Raw genomic sequence first — 18,673 nt, 5'->3', positions numbered from 1 at the left:
GGCATGGGCTGAAGCCGCTGAGTACAAACGTGCGTGGGATAAATACGATGCTGATTACGAAGCCGGTTTAAACCCAGAAGCGCCAGTACGTGATATTAAACACGATACGCTTCGCGGTGTGCTTGAAGGCGAAGTACGTATTCATAATCATTGTTATAAAGCTGAAGAAATGGCAATGATGATTGACCTGTCAAAAGAGTTTGGTTACCACGCGGGTACTTTTCATCACGGTGTAGAAGCATATAAAATTGCTGACTTACTTGCGCAAAATGGTTCGTGTGCTGCACTTTGGCCAGACTGGTGGGGCTTTAAAATGGAAGCCTACGATATGGTTCAAGAAAACGTGGCTATTGTTGATGCGGTTAAAAACTCGTGTGCAGTTGTTCACTCAGATTCAGATACTACTATTCAGCGTTTAAACCAAGAAGCGGGCAAGGTGATGTACCGAGCTAACGAAAATGGTTTTGATATTTCTGAGCAACACGCTATTAAATGGATCACGTCTAACGCTGCTAAATCGTTAGGTATTGATGACAAAACAGGTTCACTAGAAGCGGGTAAGCAGGGCGATGTTGTTATTTGGAATCAAAGCCCATTTAGTGTCTATGCTAAAGCTGAACAAGTGTTTGTTGATGGTGCAAAGGTTTACGATAGAAACGACAGCGCGTACCAAGCAACAAGTGATTTTATGTTAGGTCAACAATAAGGAGCACCCAGAATGAAAAATTTATCACGTTCGTTTTCGCTTTCTCTGGTTGCTGCAGGATTATTAGCATCTGGTGCTGTAAGCGCACAATCGCTAGCAATTATTAATGCAACATTGCATACGTCTTCTGATCAAGGTGTATTAGAAGCGGCAAGCATTGTAATGACAGATGGTAAAATCACAGCGATTAACCCAACTGAAATTAAAGTAGATCAAATTATTGATGCAAAGGGCCAAATTGTAACCCCTGGCTTTATAGCAAGTATTAATCAACTTGGTTTGGTTGAAGTAAGTGCAGTTGCAGGCTCTCGCGATGCAGGTGAAGAAAAAGCCGGTATTGATTTTGATGTAAGCCTTGCTTATAACGCACATTCAAGCTTAATTCCTTACGCTCGTAAAGGCGGCGTAACACGCGATGTAATTACTCCTCATGGCGGCGATAGCATTTTTTCAGGCCTTGCGAGTGTTGTTGATTTAAGTGGTAGTTTTGACAGCGACATGCAAAAACAAGCGGCTTTAATTGTTTACTTAGGTGAGCGTAGTAAAGGCTCACGTGCTTTTACTTTGCAAACACTGATTAATAAGCTTGATGAGCACAAAACTAAAGCCGGTAAAAAAGCGAAAAAAGATGACGACAAGCCAAGTACTGAAGATAAAGTAATGGCTAAAGTACTCAGTGGTGAAATGCCATTAGTGGTTGGCGTTTCGCGTGCGGCGGATATTATTGAGCTAATTAAAGTAAAAGAGCAATTTGGTTTTAACCTAGTACTTAATGGTGCGCAAGATGCTGTTGTAGTAAAAGAGCGCGTTGCTAAAGCAAATATTCCAGTGATTATTAGTGCAATGGATAGCTTACCTGGAAGCTTTGATTCGCTTCATGCAAGTTTAGATAATGCTAGTATGCTTGAAAAAGCAGGCGTTAAAGTATTATTAACGGTAGGTGGTGATGCAAGTCACAATATTTATCAGCTGCGTTTTGATGCTGGTAATGCTGTGTCTTATGGTATGAGCCAAGAAGGTGCGTTAAAAGCGCTAACATCAAACGTTGCTGATGTATTTGGCATTAATGCAGGTAGCCTTGAAGTAGGCAAAGCTGCTGATGTGGTAATATGGAGTAATGACCCGTTTGAGCTAAGCAGCCATGTGAGCAAAATGTTTATTAATGGCGTTGAGGTTTCTACACAATCTCGTCAAGATAAATTGCGTGACCGCTATACGACAGATTCAAAAATGCCACGTGCTTATACCAACCCGCAATAATACTTAATCAATTTGAGGGATTAAATCTGACGGTAACTGCGTTAAAAATTTCTGATATAGAGCAACTAAATAACGAAATTTTTGCCTTGTTATCGACAAGATTTTCTTGCCTCAAAGTTGATCACTTAATTAAGCGAATTGGTATGATACTAAATAATTAATTAAATAAATAAATTTAATTATTCAAAGGCCGCTATTTTATAAATAGCGGCCTTTTTTACAAGATACAGACATAAAAAAGCCGCTTACTTTTGCAAGTAAGCAGCTTTTAAATTTAAACCGGTATTTATACTAATTTAGCAAGAATATCATTAAATGTAGTGCTTGGACGCATCGCTTTAAAGGCTGCATCATCGCTAGGCTGGAAGTAACCGCCTAAATCAACTGCAGGGCCTTGCGCATCGTTAAGCTCACTTACGATTTGCTCTTTATTAGACTCAAGGTCACTAGCGATTTGAGTAAACTGTGCTTTAAGTTCACTGTCATCATTTTGCTTAGCAAGTTCTTGTGCCCAGAATAAAGATAGGAAGAAATGAGAACCACGGTTATCAATTTCTTTCACTTTACGTGAAGGCGATTTGTTTTCAGCAAGGAACGTACCTGTTGCTTTATCTAGGGTATCAGCAAGTACTTGTGCCTTGTTGTTACCAGCAGTTACGCTTAAGTGCTCAAGTGATGCAGCAAGTGCTAAAAATTCACCTAAAGAATCCCAACGTAAGTGGTTTTCTTTTTCGAACTGTTGAACGTGCTTAGGTGCAGAACCACCCGCGCCAGTTTCAAATAAGCCACCACCGTTCATAAGTGGAACAATTGAAAGCATTTTAGCACTCGTACCCAACTCTAAAATTGGGAATAAATCTGTTAGGTAATCACGTAGTACGTTACCTGTTACAGAAATCGTGTCTTTACCTTCTTTAATACGCGCTAGTGAGAACAATGTTGCTTCAAGCGGTGCTAAAATTTGAATATCTAGGCCAGCTGTATCGTGATCTGGTAGGTATTTATTTACTTTTTTGATTAGCTGCGCATCATGTGCACGGTTTTCGTCTAACCAGAAAATAGCTGGAACGCCTGTTGCGCGTGCACGATTTACTGCAAGCTTAACCCAATCTTGAATTGGTGCGTCTTTAACCTGACACATACGCCAGATATCGCCTTGCTCAACACTGTGCTCAAGTAATGTATTACCATTTGCATCAACAACACGGATAGAACCGTCCGCTTTTGCTTCAAATGTTTTGTCGTGTGAACCGTATTCTTCAGCTTTTTGAGCCATAAGGCCAACGTTTGGAACGCTCCCCATTGTTGTTGGATCAAACGCGCCATTTTCTTTACAAAAATCGATAGTTGCTTGGTAAACACTTGAGTAACAACGATCAGGAATTACAAAGCTAGTGTCTTGTAATTTTCCATCGTTATTCCACATTTGACCGCTTGAACGGATTGCTGCAGGCATAGATGCATCGATGATCACGTCACTAGGTACGTGTAAGTTTGTAATACCACGGTCAGAATCAACCATAGCAATAGCAGGGCGGTTAGCGTAAACAGCTTGAATATCTGCTTCAATTTCTTCGCGCTTAGCATCGTCTAATGTTTGGATTTTAGAATATACGTCGCCTAAACCATTATTTACATCAACACCTAGCTCTTCAAAAAGCTCACCGTGTTTAGCAAATACATCTTTGTAGAAAACTTTAACAGCGTGACCGAAGATGATTGGATCAGATACTTTCATCATTGTCGCTTTCATGTGAAGCGAGAACAAAACACCTTTTTCTTTAGCAGCGTCAATTTCTGCAGCTAAGAAAGCTTGAAGCTTAGAAGCGCTAATGCTTGATGCATCAATAACTTCGCCAGCTAAAAGAGGTGTGCTTTGTTTAAGAACAGTAACGTCACCGTTAGTTGCAACATGTTCAATACGCACATCAGTGGCTGTATCAACAGTTACTGATTTTTCTGAACCGAAGAAATCGCCTTCGCTCATACTTGCAACGTAAGACTGAGAATCTTTGCTCCACGCACCCATTGAATGTGGGTTGTTACGTGCATATTCTTTTACAGAGCCTGGCGCGCGACGATCTGAGTTACCTTCACGTAGTACAGGGTTTACTGCACTACCTTTAATTTTGTCGTAAGCCGCTTGAATTGCTTTTTCTTCATCATTTTTAGGTTCAACAGGGTATTCTGGAAGAGCGTAACCTTTTTCTTGAAGCTCTTTAATTACAGCGCGAAGCTGTGGTACAGATGCACTGATGTTTGGTAATTTGATGATGTTTGCTTCTGGTGTTTTAGCAAGCTCGCCAAGTTCAGCAAGTGCATCACCAATGCGTTGTTCTTCTGTTAAATAATCAGGGAAGCTAGCAATTACACGACCAGCTAATGAAATGTCGCGAGTTTCAACTTCAACACCGGCCGCATTTGTATATGCTTGGATGATCGGTAGCAACGAATAAGTTGCTAGTGCCGGAGCTTCGTCCGTTTTTGTATAGATAATTTTTGATGTCATCATCATTCCTAGATAGTCGACCGATAAGGTCTTATTCAACAATGCAAAGAAAATCATTACTTATGAGTGAGTACATATTATTAAACAAGTTAATGAACACGTACGCTCGTAATGAATAGTTTGTTAGGTGTTGGTACTCAGCGTTGCTCTTTTATAAAAGCAGAATAGTCACACCTGACGAACTGGAATCGTATTTATAGCTAAAAAATTAACAAAAATAAATCAGCCTTTAGCCTAGTACATTAAAAGAGGCGATAAGGTGTTATGCGCAATTTTTAGCACCAAGAGTGTAACAAGCTTAAATAAAAAGGGCTAGAGTTTGAGCATGCCCAATAAGCAGTTAAACAATCAACTCTTAGAACATTGGGGTATATAAAATAAATTCAAGGAAAAGGGTTGAATTTGAATGAAAAGAGGCAATAAATAAGAGAAGAAGAGATAAGTTAGTATGCTTAAGGAATTAAGCGAGGATCTTAAAAGGTCGCTCGCTTTAGTCGAACAAAACAATCGTCACTCAATAATGTCACCATCTGGGGCAATATTTTTAGCGTGTAGGCCTTTAGGCCCTTGTTCTAATTCGAATGTTACATCTTGACCAGCTTTAAGCGTTTTATAGCCGTCCATTACAATTGTTGAGTAATGAGCGAAGATATCATTCTCGCAGCCGTCTTCTACGATGAAACCAAAACCTTTGGCGTTGTTGAACCATTTAACTTTACCACAAGCCATACTTCTACATCCTTCAATAAGTTGACTAATTTAGTTATTCTAAACCGTATAATTTGCTAGACTGACTAAGGTTTAATCAATCTATGTTTGACTGTAGTTTATTTAGCCAACCAGTCAAGTGTTTTGAGTTATTTTTTAACATTTTATTTATTTTTTATTCAAGTTTGCTTGAGTTACAAAGACAAGACTATATTTAATTATGAGTGGTATGAAAGATTCAGGTGTTATCGACACAGTTCGCGACAGTGAAAAGCAAAAGCTACAGCCGCCGCGAAAATATAAAGTTGTTTTAAATAACGACGACTACACGCCGATGGACTTCGTAATTGAAGTTTTAACGACGTTTTTTAATATGGATAGCGATAGAGCAACCGATGTGATGCTTCAGGTTCATGAAAAAGGTAAGGGTATTTGCGGTGTTTACAGCGCCGATGTTGCCCACACCAAAGTTGAACAAGTTAACCGTTACTCACGGGATAACGAGCATCCACTGCTTTGTAGTTGTGAGCAGGAATAATACCAATTTAATACAATTGGTATAAATACCAATTAGGGTGATCAAACATCCGATTGTTGTGGTATAAATTATTATCTCAGTAAGGGGTTGCCAATGCTAAACAAAGACTTAGAACTCACTTTAAATGCCGCGTTTCGTGAAGCGCGCACTCGCCGTCATGAGTTTATGACCGTAGAGCACCTTTTACTTGCGCTATTAGATAATCCTTCTGCAGGAGAAGCCTTAAACGCGTGTGGTGTTAATCTTTCAGGCTTAAAAACCGAATTATTAGAATTTATTGACGAAACAACACCTGTCATCCCAGATTTAGAAGAAGAGCGTGAAACTCAGCCAACGCTTGGTTTTCAGCGTGTATTACAACGTGCTGTGTTTCATGTGCAATCGTCAGGAAAAAACGAAGTGACGGGTGTCAATGTACTGGTTGCTATTTTTTCAGAGCAAGAGAGCCAAGCTGTTTATTTACTTAAAAAGCATGATGTATCGCGCTTAGATATTGTTAACTTTATTTCGCACGGCATTTCAAAAGCTGATGATGAACTAGGCGACGACAGCGATGATATACATGAAGAAGTGCAAGAAGTCCAAAACGAAGAAGCAAGTAAGCTAGACAGCTTTACAACTAACTTAAACGCTCAGGCTCGTGAAGGTAATATTGACCCATTGATTGGGCGCGACAGCGAAGTAGAGCGCACGGTACAAGTATTGTGTCGTCGTAAAAAGAATAACCCATTACTTGTTGGTGAAGCGGGCGTTGGTAAAACAGCCATTGCTGAAGGTTTAGCGTACCGTATTGTGAACGAGCAAGTACCAGAAGTAATTGCAGATGCAGTTGTGTACTCACTAGATATGGGGGCATTGCTTGCAGGTACTAAATACCGTGGCGATTTTGAAAAGCGCTTTAAAAGCTTATTAAAAGAGCTTCAGGCACAACCTGGGTCTATTTTATTTATTGATGAAATACATACCATAATAGGTGCTGGCGCAGCGTCTGGTGGCGTTATGGATGCTTCAAACTTACTCAAACCACTTCTTTCAAGTGGTAAGTTACGTTGTATGGGTTCAACCACTTACAATGAGTATAAAAATATTTTTGAGAAAGACCGTGCATTAGTACGCCGTTTTCAAAAAATTGATGTACTTGAACCAAGTGTTGCCGATACCACTAAAATTTTAAATGGATTAAAAGAGCGTTACGAAGAGCACCATGGTATTCGCTACACTCAAAAAGCATTAAAAGCAGCTGCTGAACTTAGTGCTAAATACATTAATGAGCGCCACTTGCCAGATAAAGCAATTGATGTAATTGATGAAGCGGGAGCTAACCAACGTTTACAGCCTAGTTCTAAACGTAAAAAAACCATTGGTGTGGCTGATATAGAGCTAATAATATCGAAGATGGCACGTATTCCACCACAAAATGTGTCTTCAACAGATAAAGAGACGCTTAAAAATCTAGACCGTAACCTTAAAATGCTGGTGTTTGGACAAGATCAATCTATTGATGCGCTTACATCGGCTATTCGTTTATCTCGCTCAGGTTTATCAAGCGAAGAAAAACCAGTGGGTTCGTTCTTGTTTGCAGGCCCAACAGGTGTTGGTAAAACAGAAGTAACTAAGCAACTTGCTAAATGTATGGGTGTTGAGTTTATTCGTTTTGATATGTCTGAGTATGTAGAGCGCCACGCAATCAGCCGACTAATTGGTGCTCCACCAGGATATGTTGGTTTTGAGCAAGGCGGGTTATTAACCGAGGCGGTTATTAAAAACCCTCATGCGGTTGTACTTTTAGATGAGATTGAAAAAGCGCATCCAGATATTTACAATATTTTACTACAAGTTATGGATCACGGTACGTTAACCGATAATAACGGTCGTAAAGCTGATTTTAGAAATGTAGTGGTTGTAATGACTACCAATGCGGGCGTACAAGAAACTACGCGCAAGTCGATTGGTTTTACAGAGCAAGATCACACGCACGATGCAATGGGTGAAATTAATAAAGTATTTTCGCCAGAATTTAGAAACCGTTTAGATAACATTATTTGGTTTAACCACCTTGAACGTGAAGTTATTTTACTGGTGGTTGATAAATTTATTGTGGAACTGCAAGCTCAGCTTGATAAAAAATCGGTTAATCTTGAGCTTACGCCTAAAGCGCGTGAATGGCTCGCAGATAAAGGTTATGACAAGGCTATGGGTGCACGACCAATGGCACGTGTTATTCAAGAAGAGCTTAAAAAGCAATTAGCTAATGAAATACTGTTTGGTGAACTTGTTGATGGCGGTACAGTTAAAGTATCGGTTAAAGACAAGAAGATTCGCTTTGATTACGAGAGCAATTTAACGCCAGCGTAAAACGTTAATTACACTACTAAGTTAAATAAAAATGGCCTGCTAAATAATAGCGGGCCATTTTTTTGCCATTTTTATAGGCAACAAAAAACCCAGTAAAAACTGGGTTTTTTGTTTATTAAATGTAATTGCTAGTCAATGTCTATCAATTACATTTAATAAACGCTTAAAGCTAGTAAAACACTAGCCAAAAACTAAATCTCGTTTACGCACTTACTTAGCGAGCACGGAATACGATACGACCCTTTGATAAATCGTAAGGAGTCATTTCTACCGTTACTTTATCGCCGGTTAAAATACGGATATAGTTTTTGCGCATTTTGCCTGAAATGTGAGCCACAACTACGTGACCATTTTCTAGCTCAACTCGGAACATTGTATTTGGTAAAGTATCAAGGACTGTCCCTTGCATTTCGATTACGTCTTCTTTCGCCATGTTTAGCGTAACACCTCTTTAATAGTTAAACGTTGCAGATTTTGCCCAAAATACATCAATAAGTAAAGGCGCAGGGGCTATATTTGCAAATTAAATAGCCACCCACTCATCATTGAGCTGTTTTTGAGCTGGTAAAAACTGAGTTTTGTACTTCATTTTATCGCATTCATCAATTTGATAGCCTAAGTACACGTATTGCTTATTTTGCTCTTTTGCAAATTTAAGCTGCTCTAATATCATCACAGAGCCTAAACTATAGTGTTCAAAGTCGGGGTCAAAAAAAGTATAAATTGCAGAAATAGAGCTGTTCATACAATCAGTTACGGCAACTGCGGCTAAAGTATCTTGGTGCCATAGCTCAATAAATGTGATTTTGAGCCAACTGCAAAGTAAAAAGCTTTGAAACTGTTCTTTTTCAGGAGGATACATACTTCCATCCTGATGGCGCATCGTTATGTACTTGCTATAAAGCGGATAATACTCAGGGCGTTCTTGCGTCGAGTATTTCACTTCAAACTGGTTTTTTGCTTTGTTTAGTTTACGTTTTTGCGATTTTGAAGGGATAAAGTCTTGTGCTAATACACGTACAGAATTACATGCACTGCATATTGGGCAGTGTGGACGATATATTTGGTTACCACTGCGACGAAACCCTAAGCCTAATAATGACTCAAATTTGTCTGTACTGTAGCAACTAGGATCTAGAATAACTAAAAGTTGCTCTTGTTTGTTGGGTAAATAACTACAGTCAAATTCTTGGGTTAAACCAACACGTGCAGGAATTTGCTCATTCATAGATTGCGTCAAGTTCTTGTGGCTCCCACATAATAGGATTAATAATATAGTTATGTGCAGCTTTTAGTTTAGTCAAAAATGTTGAGCGGGGGATTACTTGTGCACCTAAGGTCATTAAATAAGGGTTTTCTAACTGGCAATCAATAAAATGCGCATTATGACGTTTAAGCCAATTTACCAGTGCCCACATAGCAAGCTTGGAGCAATTGGTTTGATGATGAAACATCGACTCACCACAAAAAACACCATTTTGCATAATACCGTATAAGCCACCTGCAAGCTCTCCGTTGCTCCACACTTCTAAGCTATGGGCAATGCCAGCATTGTGTGCATTAACATAAGCGTTGAGCATGTCAGAGGTGATCCAAGTGCCATCGGTATCAAGGCGTTGATCGCGACAAGCTTCTATTACCTCCTCAAAGGCATTATTAATGGTTACTTTTACAGGGTGCTTTTTTAAATGTTTACGCAGGCTCTTACTTATATGAAAATCATCCAGTTCAAAAATCCCGCGTTCGCTCGGCGACCACCACATAATAGGCTCATCTTCGCTAAACCAAGGGAATATTCCGCTTTTGTAGGCATTACTTAGGCGAGGTAAACTTAAATCTCCGCCAATTGCTAACAAGCCATCAGGGGATTCTAATGCGTATTCCGGATTGGGGAATGCTATATCGGTTTCACTTAATTGGTATAGCTGATTTCTCATACAGTACTTATTTTATAATTGATCGTAAAAGTGTAACTATATTTTAGACATAAAAAAAGGGCTGAATAATCAGCCCTATTATAATTTATTTAATTGCTTATAAATTATCTAAAAAACGTTCTGCATCAAGGGCAGCCATACAGCCTGTACCCGCTGATGTGATTGCTTGACGGTAAATGTGGTCAGACACATCACCTGCAGCAAAAACGCCCTCTACACTTGTTTGAGTTGCGTTACCATTCAATCCAGACTCTACAACTAAGTAGCCGTCTTTCATTTCTAGTTGACCAACAAACATATCTGTATTTGGCTTATGACCAATAGCAATAAATACACCGGCTAAATCTAGCTCTTCTGTTGCATCAGACTGTGCATCTTTAATACGAATGCCAGTTACGCCCATTTGGTCGCCTAATACTTCGTCAAGCGTACGGTTGTAATGTAAAACAACGTTACCGTTAGCTGCTTTTTCAGCAAGGCGGTCTGCAAGTATTTTTTCACTACGGAAACTATCACGGCGGTGAATAACATGTACTTCGTCAGCAATGTTAGATAAGTATAGCGCTTCTTCAACCGCTGTATTACCACCACCAACAACCGCTACTTTCTGACCTTTATAGAAAAAGCCATCACATGTAGCACAGGCTGAAACGCCACGGCCTTGGAAATTAGTTTCAGACTCTAAGCCTAAGTATTTAGCAGAAGCACCTGTTGCAATGATTAACGCATCACATGTGTAAGTACCTTGGTCGCCAGTTAGTGTAAAAGGGCGCTTAGATACATCTACTTTATTGATGTGATCGAATATGATTTCAGTTTCAAAGCGCTCAGCGTGCTCTTTCATACGATCCATTAATGCAGGGCCCGTTAAGCCGTGTGCATCACCAGGCCAGTTTTCAACTTCAGTTGTGGTTGTTAATTGACCACCTTGTTGAATGCCTGTAATTAAAACAGGGTTTAAATTTGCACGTGCGGCATATACTGCTGCAGTATAACCAGCTGGGCCAGAGCCTAAAATTAGTAGCTTACAATGTTTTGCTTCAGTCATTATTTTTTCCTAAACGTTTAATACGGTCTTTAATGCGCTCGATTCTAAGAAAATCAAGGCGGATGTAAACAAAATCCGCGATTATTTTTTTTCGCAAATCGAAAAGCTGTGCAGTATTGTGTACTAGAGCTCAGTACTTTTACAGTTAAAACACCTAAGTAGCTCAATAAATAGACTAACAGGCAACAAAACAGCGTTAATTCATGACCCCTTTGATTTTTTTTGTTATGTTTTACCTAATTTTATTTGTCACTGATAGATTATGTGACCTAAGCGAATAGGCAACTATGTTATTTTGGCAGGAAAAACCCGCATTCGGGTTGACTTCAAAAGACGTTAACGTCTTAACCAATGCGCAAGATTACCGAACGCAATTGCTACGTTTGATAGCTAATGCAAAAAAACGAATTTATATCACAGCGCTTTATTTACAGGATGACGAAGCAGGCCGCGAGATTTTAGAAGCCCTGCATCGAGTATCATTAGAGAACCCTGCGCTTGATGTAAAAGTGCTGGTGGATTTTCATCGTGCGCAACGTGGTTTAATTGGTGCAGAGAAGTCTGATGGTAACGCAAGTTTATACTGTGACGATTTAGAAAAGTTTAAATCGAACGTACAAGTTTATGGCGTACCTGTAAAAGCTAAAGAATTATTTGGCGTATTACATTTAAAGGGTTTTGTCATTGACGATACCTTACTTTACAGTGGCGCAAGCTTAAACAATGTGTATTTGCAGTATAACGAGCGTTACAGACTCGATCGTTACTTTTTAATAACGCAGAGCGAGCTGTGTGACTCAGTGGTTGATTTTATTGAGACAAAGCTAATTAGCTCCGATGCTGTGCCACGCATAGACACACGACCGCTTAAGCGTTTACAAGACTTCAAACTTGATCAAAAGCAATTAATGCGTGATTTAAAAGTCGCAAGTTATAACGCAGCAGAGCAACTAAATACGCAAGCATTAGGTATTCGTTTGTTTTTAGGGCTTGGTCGTCGCAATAACGAATTAAATCGTTTAATAAAAGCGTTATTTGATACCACAGAGCAAGAGCTTGTGTTGTATACGCCATACTTTAATTTTCCGGCGCCACTTATGCGATCACTGCGCCGATTATTAAAGCAAGGCAAGCAAGTTACGATTGTGGTAGGGGATAAAACAGCTAATGACTTTTATTTACCGCCAAGCGAGCCGTTTAGTAAAATAGGGGCGTTGCCTTATTTATACGAAACTATTTTGCATAAGTTTGTAAAAACGCAAAAACGCCACATCGATAACGGCAATTTAAATGTGTATCTGTGGAAAGATGAAAGTAATTCGTTTCATTTAAAAGGTATTTGCTCAGATAGAACAAAACATTTACTGAGTGGGCATAACTTAAATCCGCGTGCATGGGGTCTTGATATCGAAAACGGTATTTTAATAGAAGATCCAGAGCAAACAATTATGGATGCTATTGATAACGAAAAGCAGGAAATTTTACAACACTGCCGCCGTTTAACAGGCCCAGATGATTTAGAAACAATGGATGATTACCCGCAGCCAGTTAAAAAACTACTAGGCCAAGCTAAGCGCGTAAAAGTAGATTTTATAATTAAGCGTTTTATCTAAATAAGTTTATATAAATCTGAAATTTAAATATAAAAAAAAGCAGCTAATTAGCTGCTTTTTTTATGGGTTGTAGTTAGGTTACTATATTATTTAATACCAACCCAACTACGAAACGCTAAATTATGCGTTTTCTACTGCTGTGCGTGGGTCAACATATTCCATGTTGAACGCTTCAGCTACTTCTTTGTAAGTTACTTGGCCTTTTATTACGTTTAAGCCTTTTAAGAAGTGAGCGTCATCTAGTAGCGCCTTTTTATAACCTTTGTTTGCAAGGTTAATGATGAAAGGCAATGTTGCATTGTTAAGTGCAAACGTAGATGTGCGTGGAACAGCACCTGGCATGTTAGCAACACAGTAGTGAACAACTTCATCAACGATGAAAGTTGGATCAGCATGCGTCGTTGCTTTAGAAGTAGCAATACAGCCACCTTGGTCGATTGCAACGTCAACAATTGCAGAACCAGGTTTCATTGCTTTAATGTGCTCAGCAGTTACTAGTTTAGGTGCAGCTGCACCAGGGATCAGTACACCACCGATTACTAAATCAGCTTCTAGTACGTGTTTTTCTAGTGCATCAGCAGTTGAGTAAATAGCTTTAACTTTATTACCAAATTGCGCGTCTAGTGCACGTAATACGTCGATGTTACGATCAAGAACGACAACTTCAGCACCAAGACCAACAGCCATTTGAGCTGCGCTACGACCAACCATGCCGCCGCCAATTACAACAACTTTAGCAGCTTCAACGCCAGGTACGCCACCTAGTAGCATGCCACGACCGTGGTTAGATTTTTCTAGCGCTTGTGCACCAGCTTGAATAGACATACGACCAGCAACTTCGCTCATAGGAGCAAGAAGCGGTAAACCACCGCGTGAGTCAGTTACAGTTTCGTATGCAATACAAATAGCTTTGCTTTTTACAAGGTCTTCAGTTTGTGGAAGATCAGGTGCAAGGTGTAAGTAAGTGAAAAGAATTTGGTCTTCACGTAGCATTGCACGTTCAACAGCTTGCGGCTCTTTTACTTTTACAATCATGTCTGCTTTAGCAAAAACATCAGCAGCAGTTGCTAAAATTTCAGCACCCGCTTGTGTGTAATCTTCGTTAGTAAAACCAATGCCCATGCCTGCATCAGTTTCTACAATCACTTGGTGACCGTGGTTTACTAATTCACGAACACTTGCAGGGACCATACCTACACGGTATTCATGGTTTTTAATTTCTTTAGGAACACCAATAATCATATCATTTGCCTTATTAAGAACGGATTAACATTTTCCACTATTATATTCATCATAAGCCCGTGTGTCTCACCTTTTTTAAACTCAAATCTAGTGTTATCATCTAGATAATAAAAATAAACAGCATAAAAAACTAGTTGGTACTATGCATCAATTATTAGATAGAATTGACCGTAAAATTTTAATGGAATTACAACACGATGGACGCTTGTCGAATGTAGAACTGGCCAGACGAGTTGGCCTAAGCGCCACACCCTGCTTGGAGCGAGTAAAAAAGCTAGAACGAGAAGGTTACATACTTGGCTATAAAGCGGTGGTCGATCCCGCTAAGCTTGGGCAAGGTTTATCGGTGTATGTAGAAGTAACGATTACTAAAACATCTCCCGACGTATTTGATGAGTTTAGTGCTGCGGTTAAAAAGCACGAAGAAATTATTGAATGTCATTTAGTATCGGGTAATTTTGATTTTTTACTTAAAACGCGCGTAAATGATATGTCAGAATACCGTGGCGTATTAGGCGACATACTATTGAAACTGCCAAATGTAAGTGAAAGCCGAACTTATGTAGTAATGGAAGAAGTAAAAGGTGAAGAAGGCGTAATTATTCGTCCTTATATTACTTAAGGTTATTTATATTAACTGCGTCATTTGCTTATATAAGCTCAAATTATAAAAACTTGTTCATAATCAGGCCATCAAGGTTAAGATAAAGTGCAACAAATTGCATTTCCTGCTAAGGTATTTCACTGCTAAGTAAGTGTGAATAAAAATAGAATAATAAAGAGGAATAGGGAACTATGCGCCTAAACGGTGTGCAAAGACTATTAGAAACAGGGCTGATTATCAGTACCTTTACGGCAATATTTATTTTATGTGCCTTGATCAGCTTTGATCCAGCAGATGCTGCATGGTCGCAAACTAGTTTTAGCGAAGTAAGCAACATCACAGGAGCAGCCGGTGCATGGATAGCCGACATTTTATTACTCACCTTTGGTTGGTTGGCTTACTTAGTGCCAGCGGCCATTCAGCTATTTGGCTACTTGCTATTTAAACAACCTCACCGCATTTTACAGCTTGATTACACTACCTTAGCGCTGCGAGTTATTGGTTTTGCTTTATTTATTACCTCAGCTACCGCTATTAGTAGTATTAATTTCGACGATATTTATAACTTTTCATCGGGTGGGGTAGTGGGCGATGTTATTGCATCAGCCATGATGCCTGCGTTTAACTTTACCGGTACATCTATATTATTGCTGTGTTTCTTTTTTGCAGGGCTTACCTTATTGACGGGAGTATCGTGGGTTGATTTTGTAGATTACCTTGGCGATTTAATGGTTAGGCTTTATCGCTATGTTGTATCGTATGCAAAAGGCTGGATGCACCGAGAACATACTGCAGGTAAAGTAAATAATAACGATGAAGCAGACGCCCATTTTGAAGACGATATAAAAGAGCAGATAGAGCTGCCTACATCAGCTAAAAAAGCAGATAAACAAAAAGCGATAGATAAGCCTCAAACACCGTTTAGTGAACCACAAATTAGTGATGACTTTATGCCGTTTGATGAACTTGACGATATACTCGATCAAGAAATTGGCTTTAGCGCCATAGACGACGAACCAATGGACACGGCTGCTGCATTAAATGCGCTTGATCAAAGCCCAGTTGTGGAGCCTGAAAAACCAGTTACAACGGTGGTATCGCCAGCAAGACCAATGCCTAAACCAAAAGCGCAATATCAACCACCACCAACAGCAAAAGAAAAGTTTGAGCAATTATTAACGCAAGAGCCACCACCAGGGCCATTACCATCGCTCGATTTACTCGACAGACCGGATAAAGCTAAAAACCCAATTTCGCAAGAAGAGCTTGATAGCGTATCACGCCTAGTAGAGACAAAACTTCTCGACTTTAACGTACAAGCAACCGTAGTAGCGGTATACCCAGGCCCCGTTGTTACGCGTTTTGAGCTAGATTTAGCGCCAGGTATTAAAGTGTCTAAAATTACAGGCTTAGCTAAAGATTTAGCCCGTTCGCTTTCGGCAATTAGTGTACGTGTTGTAGAAGTTATCCCAGGTAAAACCTATGTTGGTATTGAGCTTCCAAATAAACACCGTGAAATAGTTCGTTTATCAGAAGTAATAAACGCCCCTAAATTTGAGCAAAATCCGTCGCCTCTTACCATGGTGCTTGGTAAAGACATTGCTGGTCAGCCGGTATGTGCTGACTTAGGTAAAATGCCACATTTATTGGTAGCCGGTACAACTGGTTCAGGTAAATCAGTGGGCGTTAATGTCATGATAGTAAGCTTGCTTTACAAATCAGGTCCTGACGATGTACGTATGATCATGATTGACCCTAAAATGCTTGAGCTTTCAGTATACGAAGGCATTCCGCATTTATTGTGTGAAGTAGTTACCGATATGAAAGAAGCTGCTAACGCACTGCGTTGGTGTGTAGGCGAAATGGAACGTCGTTATAAATTAATGTCAGCATTGGGTGTGCGTAACTTAAAAGGTTACAACCAAAAAGTGCTTGAAGCCAATGAAGCGGGTTACCCAATTCTTGATCCATTATTTAAAGACACCGATGGCATGAAAGAAGGCCCCGACGAGCTAGGTAAATTACCAAGTATTGTTGTAGTAATAGACGAATTTGCCGACATGATGATGATTGTAGGTAAAAAAGTAGAAGAACTTATTGCACGTATTGCTCAAAAAGCACGTGCGGCAGGGATTCACTTAGTGCTTGCTACGCAGCGCCCATCGGTTGATGTAATTACCGGCTTAATTAAAGCTAATATCCCAACACGTATGGCGTTTCAGGTATCGAGCAAAATAGATTCACGGACAATACTTGACCAACAAGGTGCAGAAAACTTACTAGGCATGGGCGACATGCTTTATTTACCGCCAGGCACTAGCGTACCAGAGCGTGTGCATGGCGCGTTTGTAGACGACCATGAAGTACACGCCGTAGTAAACGATTGGAAAGCACGTGCTAAACCAAATTACATTGACGAAATACTCAATGGCGATGCCACTGAAGATATTTTATTACCGGGTGAAGCTAGCGAAAATGCAGATGAAGAATCTGATCCGTTATACGACGAAGCTGTGTCGTTTGTAATTGAAACCGGCAAAGTATCTGTATCGTCAGTGCAACGTAAATTACGTGTTGGCTATAACCGCGCAGCACGTTTAGTAGAACAAATGGAAACATCGGGTATCGTGAGTTCACCAGGTCACAACGGTGCTCGCGATGTATTAGTACCTAATGGAGCAAATTCATGAAAAAAGTTAACGCCTTATTATTAGTGTTAGGCAGCGTACTTGCCGCACCAAGCTTTGCTGACGACAGCCAAGCATTACAAGACAGACTTGCCACTTTAAAAAGCTTTAAAGCACAGTTTGCACAACAAGTAACAGACAAAGAAGGCCAAGCAGTTATGCAAGGCGAGGGCACAATAGCGCTTCAACAGCCTATGATGATTCGATGGCAGCAAACTAATCCAGACGATACGTTATTTGTATCAAACGGTGATAAAACCTATTACTTCGACAGCTTTGCTGAGCAAGTAACGATTATGAAAACCAGCAGCCTAATCGACTCAACACCATTTGTGCTACTTACATCAAAAGACCCAGCACAGTGGGAAAAATACAGCGTACTTGCAACAAATACAGGCTTTAGCGTAACGCCAAATAAAGGCGTAGAAAGCCAAGTAGAACAACTTGATATAGCATTTGCGGGTAACGAGCAAGGGCTTGCTAAACTAGTGGTTACCGACAACTCAGGGCAGCTATCGTCATTTACGTTTAACAATGCCCAAGTTAATACACCGCTTGATCAAAGTACTTTTGAATTTACGCCTCCTGAGGGTGTTGAAATAGACGATCAGAGTAACGGTGAGTAATTTAGGTTTTAATTTTGGGCCCGATGTACGCCCACTTGCCGCGCGTATGCGCCCTACAACACTTGATGAATACATTGGTCAGCAGCACTTATTAAGTGCTGATAAACCACTGCATCAAGCCATTGTCGCGGGGCGATGCCATAGTTTAATTTTATGGGGTCCGCCTGGTGTGGGTAAAACAACACTTGCGCAAATTATTGCCAACCATGCTGATGCCTCACTTATTCAAATGTCGGCGGTAACTGCAGGTGTAAAAGATATACGCGACAGCGTAACGCAAGCGCGGGACAACCTAGAAAGCCGTGGCCAACGCACCCTTATGTTTGTTGACGAAGTTCATCGCTTTAATAAATCCCAACAAGATGCCTTTTTACCGCACATAGAAGACGGCACCTTTATATTTGTAGGTGCAACCACCGAAAACCCATCGTTTGCCCTTAACAACGCTATATTGTCGCGTGCACGCGTGTATGTTTTAAAATCGCTTGCCGATACCGACTTATACACTGTAATAGAACGCGCACTTAAACAAGACGAGCAGCTAAGCCAAAAGCACATCACTATTGCCGACAACGCTAAAAAGGCATTGTGCCAAGCAAGTGGCGGCGATGCGCGTAAAGTACTTAATTTACTTGAACAAGCAGTTGATTTAACGTCCGAGCAAAACGGTCAATACAACGTAGATGAGCACGTACTTAGCCAAGTGCTACCAACACATTTAGCTAAATATGATAAAGGCGGAGATGAGTTTTACGATTTAATATCGGCCTTTCATAAATCAGTACGAGGTAGCTCCCCCGACGGTGCACTGTATTGGTATTGCCGAATTTTAGCCGGTGG

General features: G+C 40.2%; 16 protein-coding genes. 9 read left to right on the top strand and 7 right to left on the bottom strand.

Annotation, left to right across the window (positions count from 1 at the left end; translation table 11 throughout):
• The coding region (locus tag L652_RS0104090; RefSeq protein WP_024603316.1) for an amidohydrolase family protein at positions 1 to 706 on the top strand (706 nt) is incomplete at its 5' end.
• Positions 707 to 718: 12 nt separating this feature from the next.
• Positions 719 to 1,966 (top strand): amidohydrolase family protein, encoded by a 1,248-nt coding sequence (locus L652_RS0104085; RefSeq protein ID WP_024595512.1) that lies wholly within the window; start codon positions 719 to 721, stop codon positions 1,964 to 1,966.
• 286 nt (positions 1,967 to 2,252) lie between these two features.
• On the opposite strand, the gene L652_RS0104080 is transcribed toward L652_RS0104085, so the two are convergent.
• Both L652_RS0104080 and cspD read right to left on the bottom strand, forming a co-directional pair.
• A complete protein-coding gene (locus L652_RS0104080) occupies positions 2,253 to 4,475 on the bottom strand; it encodes an NADP-dependent isocitrate dehydrogenase (protein ID WP_024595511.1) in 2,223 nt (740 codons plus the stop codon).
• A 510-nt stretch (positions 4,476 to 4,985) separates the two neighbouring features.
• On the bottom strand, positions 4,986 to 5,204 hold the full coding sequence (cspD, locus tag L652_RS0104075) for a cold shock domain-containing protein CspD (RefSeq protein WP_002962500.1): 219 nt from the start codon (positions 5,202 to 5,204) through the stop codon (positions 4,986 to 4,988).
• 208 nt (positions 5,205 to 5,412) lie between these two features.
• Between cspD and clpS the strand changes: the two genes are divergently transcribed.
• Entirely contained in the window at positions 5,413 to 5,721 is a 309-nt protein-coding gene (clpS, locus tag L652_RS0104065; protein WP_002962498.1) for an ATP-dependent Clp protease adapter ClpS, read from the top strand.
• A 93-nt stretch (positions 5,722 to 5,814) separates the two neighbouring features.
• Positions 5,815 to 8,076 carry an ATP-dependent Clp protease ATP-binding subunit ClpA gene (gene clpA / locus L652_RS0104060; protein WP_024595509.1) on the top strand — a complete coding sequence of 754 codons (2,262 nt, stop codon included), beginning with the start codon at positions 5,815 to 5,817 and terminating at the stop codon, positions 8,074 to 8,076.
• Positions 8,077 to 8,290: 214 nt separating this feature from the next.
• Here clpA and infA read toward each other — a convergent pair whose 3' ends face one another.
• The 4 genes from infA to trxB form a co-directional block, all read right to left on the bottom strand.
• Entirely contained in the window at positions 8,291 to 8,509 is a 219-nt protein-coding gene (gene infA, locus L652_RS0104055) for a translation initiation factor IF-1 (protein WP_002962494.1), read from the bottom strand.
• 90 nt (positions 8,510 to 8,599) lie between these two features.
• Positions 8,600 to 9,304 carry an arginyltransferase gene (locus L652_RS0104050; protein WP_024595508.1) on the bottom strand — a complete coding sequence of 235 codons (705 nt, stop codon included), beginning with the start codon at positions 9,302 to 9,304 and terminating at the stop codon, positions 8,600 to 8,602.
• Complete coding sequence (aat, locus tag L652_RS0104045) at positions 9,297 to 10,013, bottom strand: leucyl/phenylalanyl-tRNA--protein transferase (RefSeq protein ID WP_024595507.1); 717 nt, start codon at positions 10,011 to 10,013, stop codon at positions 9,297 to 9,299. Before aat ends, L652_RS0104050 begins: the two co-directional genes overlap by 8 nt.
• Before the next feature lie 97 nt (positions 10,014 to 10,110).
• The gene (gene trxB, locus L652_RS0104040; RefSeq protein ID WP_024595506.1) at positions 10,111 to 11,061 is read right to left on the bottom strand and encodes a thioredoxin-disulfide reductase; all 951 of its coding nucleotides are present in this window, start codon (positions 11,059 to 11,061) and stop codon (positions 10,111 to 10,113) included.
• A 287-nt stretch (positions 11,062 to 11,348) separates the two neighbouring features.
• Between trxB and pssA the strand changes: the two genes are divergently transcribed.
• Complete coding sequence (gene pssA / locus L652_RS0104035) at positions 11,349 to 12,674, top strand: CDP-diacylglycerol--serine O-phosphatidyltransferase (RefSeq protein WP_024595505.1); 1,326 nt, start codon at positions 11,349 to 11,351, stop codon at positions 12,672 to 12,674.
• A gap of 120 nt (positions 12,675 to 12,794) precedes the next feature.
• On the opposite strand, the gene ald is transcribed toward pssA, so the two are convergent.
• On the bottom strand, positions 12,795 to 13,916 hold the full coding sequence (gene ald, locus L652_RS0104030; RefSeq protein WP_002962982.1) for an alanine dehydrogenase: 1,122 nt from the start codon (positions 13,914 to 13,916) through the stop codon (positions 12,795 to 12,797).
• Between the two features lie 142 nt (positions 13,917 to 14,058).
• On the opposite strand from ald, the gene lrp reads away from it, so the two are divergent.
• The 4 genes from lrp to L652_RS0104010 all read left to right on the top strand — a co-directional run.
• Positions 14,059 to 14,538 (top strand): leucine-responsive transcriptional regulator Lrp, encoded by a 480-nt coding sequence (gene lrp / locus L652_RS0104025; protein WP_007582985.1) that lies wholly within the window; start codon positions 14,059 to 14,061, stop codon positions 14,536 to 14,538.
• Positions 14,539 to 14,711: 173 nt separating this feature from the next.
• On the top strand, positions 14,712 to 17,210 hold the full coding sequence (locus tag L652_RS0104020; protein ID WP_024595504.1) for a DNA translocase FtsK 4TM domain-containing protein: 2,499 nt from the start codon (positions 14,712 to 14,714) through the stop codon (positions 17,208 to 17,210).
• Positions 17,207 to 17,833: an outer membrane lipoprotein chaperone LolA gene (gene lolA, locus L652_RS0104015; protein ID WP_024595503.1), complete on the top strand. Its 627-nt coding sequence runs from the start codon at positions 17,207 to 17,209 to the stop codon at positions 17,831 to 17,833. Before L652_RS0104020 ends, lolA begins: the two co-directional genes overlap by 4 nt.
• Positions 17,826 to 18,673, top strand: an 848-nt coding sequence (locus L652_RS0104010; RefSeq protein ID WP_024603315.1) for an AAA family ATPase, incomplete at its 3' end; no start/stop codon positions are given. The genes lolA and L652_RS0104010, both read left to right, overlap by 8 nt.

This window comes from Pseudoalteromonas sp. TB25, from assembly GCF_000497995.1.
Classification (GTDB): Bacteria; Pseudomonadota; Gammaproteobacteria; order Enterobacterales; family Alteromonadaceae; genus Pseudoalteromonas; species Pseudoalteromonas distincta.
Note: the sequence above shows the minus strand (reverse complement) of the source record. Positions and strands in the feature narration are given on the sequence as shown.

Coding starts and splice junctions, on each gene's coding strand:
- L652_RS0104085 (WP_024595512.1), top strand. CDS start 719: ATGAAAAATTTATCACGTTCGTTTTCGCTTTCTCTGGTTGCTGCAGGA.
- L652_RS0104080 (WP_024595511.1), bottom strand. CDS start 4,475: ATGACATCAAAAATTATCTATACAAAAACGGACGAAGCTCCGGCACTA.
- cspD (WP_002962500.1), bottom strand. CDS start 5,204: ATGGCTTGTGGTAAAGTTAAATGGTTCAACAACGCCAAAGGTTTTGGT.
- clpS (WP_002962498.1), top strand. CDS start 5,413: ATGAAAGATTCAGGTGTTATCGACACAGTTCGCGACAGTGAAAAGCAA.
- clpA (WP_024595509.1), top strand. CDS start 5,815: ATGCTAAACAAAGACTTAGAACTCACTTTAAATGCCGCGTTTCGTGAA.
- infA (WP_002962494.1), bottom strand. CDS start 8,509: ATGGCGAAAGAAGACGTAATCGAAATGCAAGGGACAGTCCTTGATACT.
- L652_RS0104050 (WP_024595508.1), bottom strand. CDS start 9,304: ATGAATGAGCAAATTCCTGCACGTGTTGGTTTAACCCAAGAATTTGAC.
- aat (WP_024595507.1), bottom strand. CDS start 10,013: ATGAGAAATCAGCTATACCAATTAAGTGAAACCGATATAGCATTCCCC.
- trxB (WP_024595506.1), bottom strand. CDS start 11,061: ATGACTGAAGCAAAACATTGTAAGCTACTAATTTTAGGCTCTGGCCCA.
- pssA (WP_024595505.1), top strand. CDS start 11,349: ATGTTATTTTGGCAGGAAAAACCCGCATTCGGGTTGACTTCAAAAGAC.
- ald (WP_002962982.1), bottom strand. CDS start 13,916: ATGATTATTGGTGTTCCTAAAGAAATTAAAAACCATGAATACCGTGTA.
- lrp (WP_007582985.1), top strand. CDS start 14,059: ATGCATCAATTATTAGATAGAATTGACCGTAAAATTTTAATGGAATTA.
- L652_RS0104020 (WP_024595504.1), top strand. CDS start 14,712: ATGCGCCTAAACGGTGTGCAAAGACTATTAGAAACAGGGCTGATTATC.
- lolA (WP_024595503.1), top strand. CDS start 17,207: ATGAAAAAAGTTAACGCCTTATTATTAGTGTTAGGCAGCGTACTTGCC.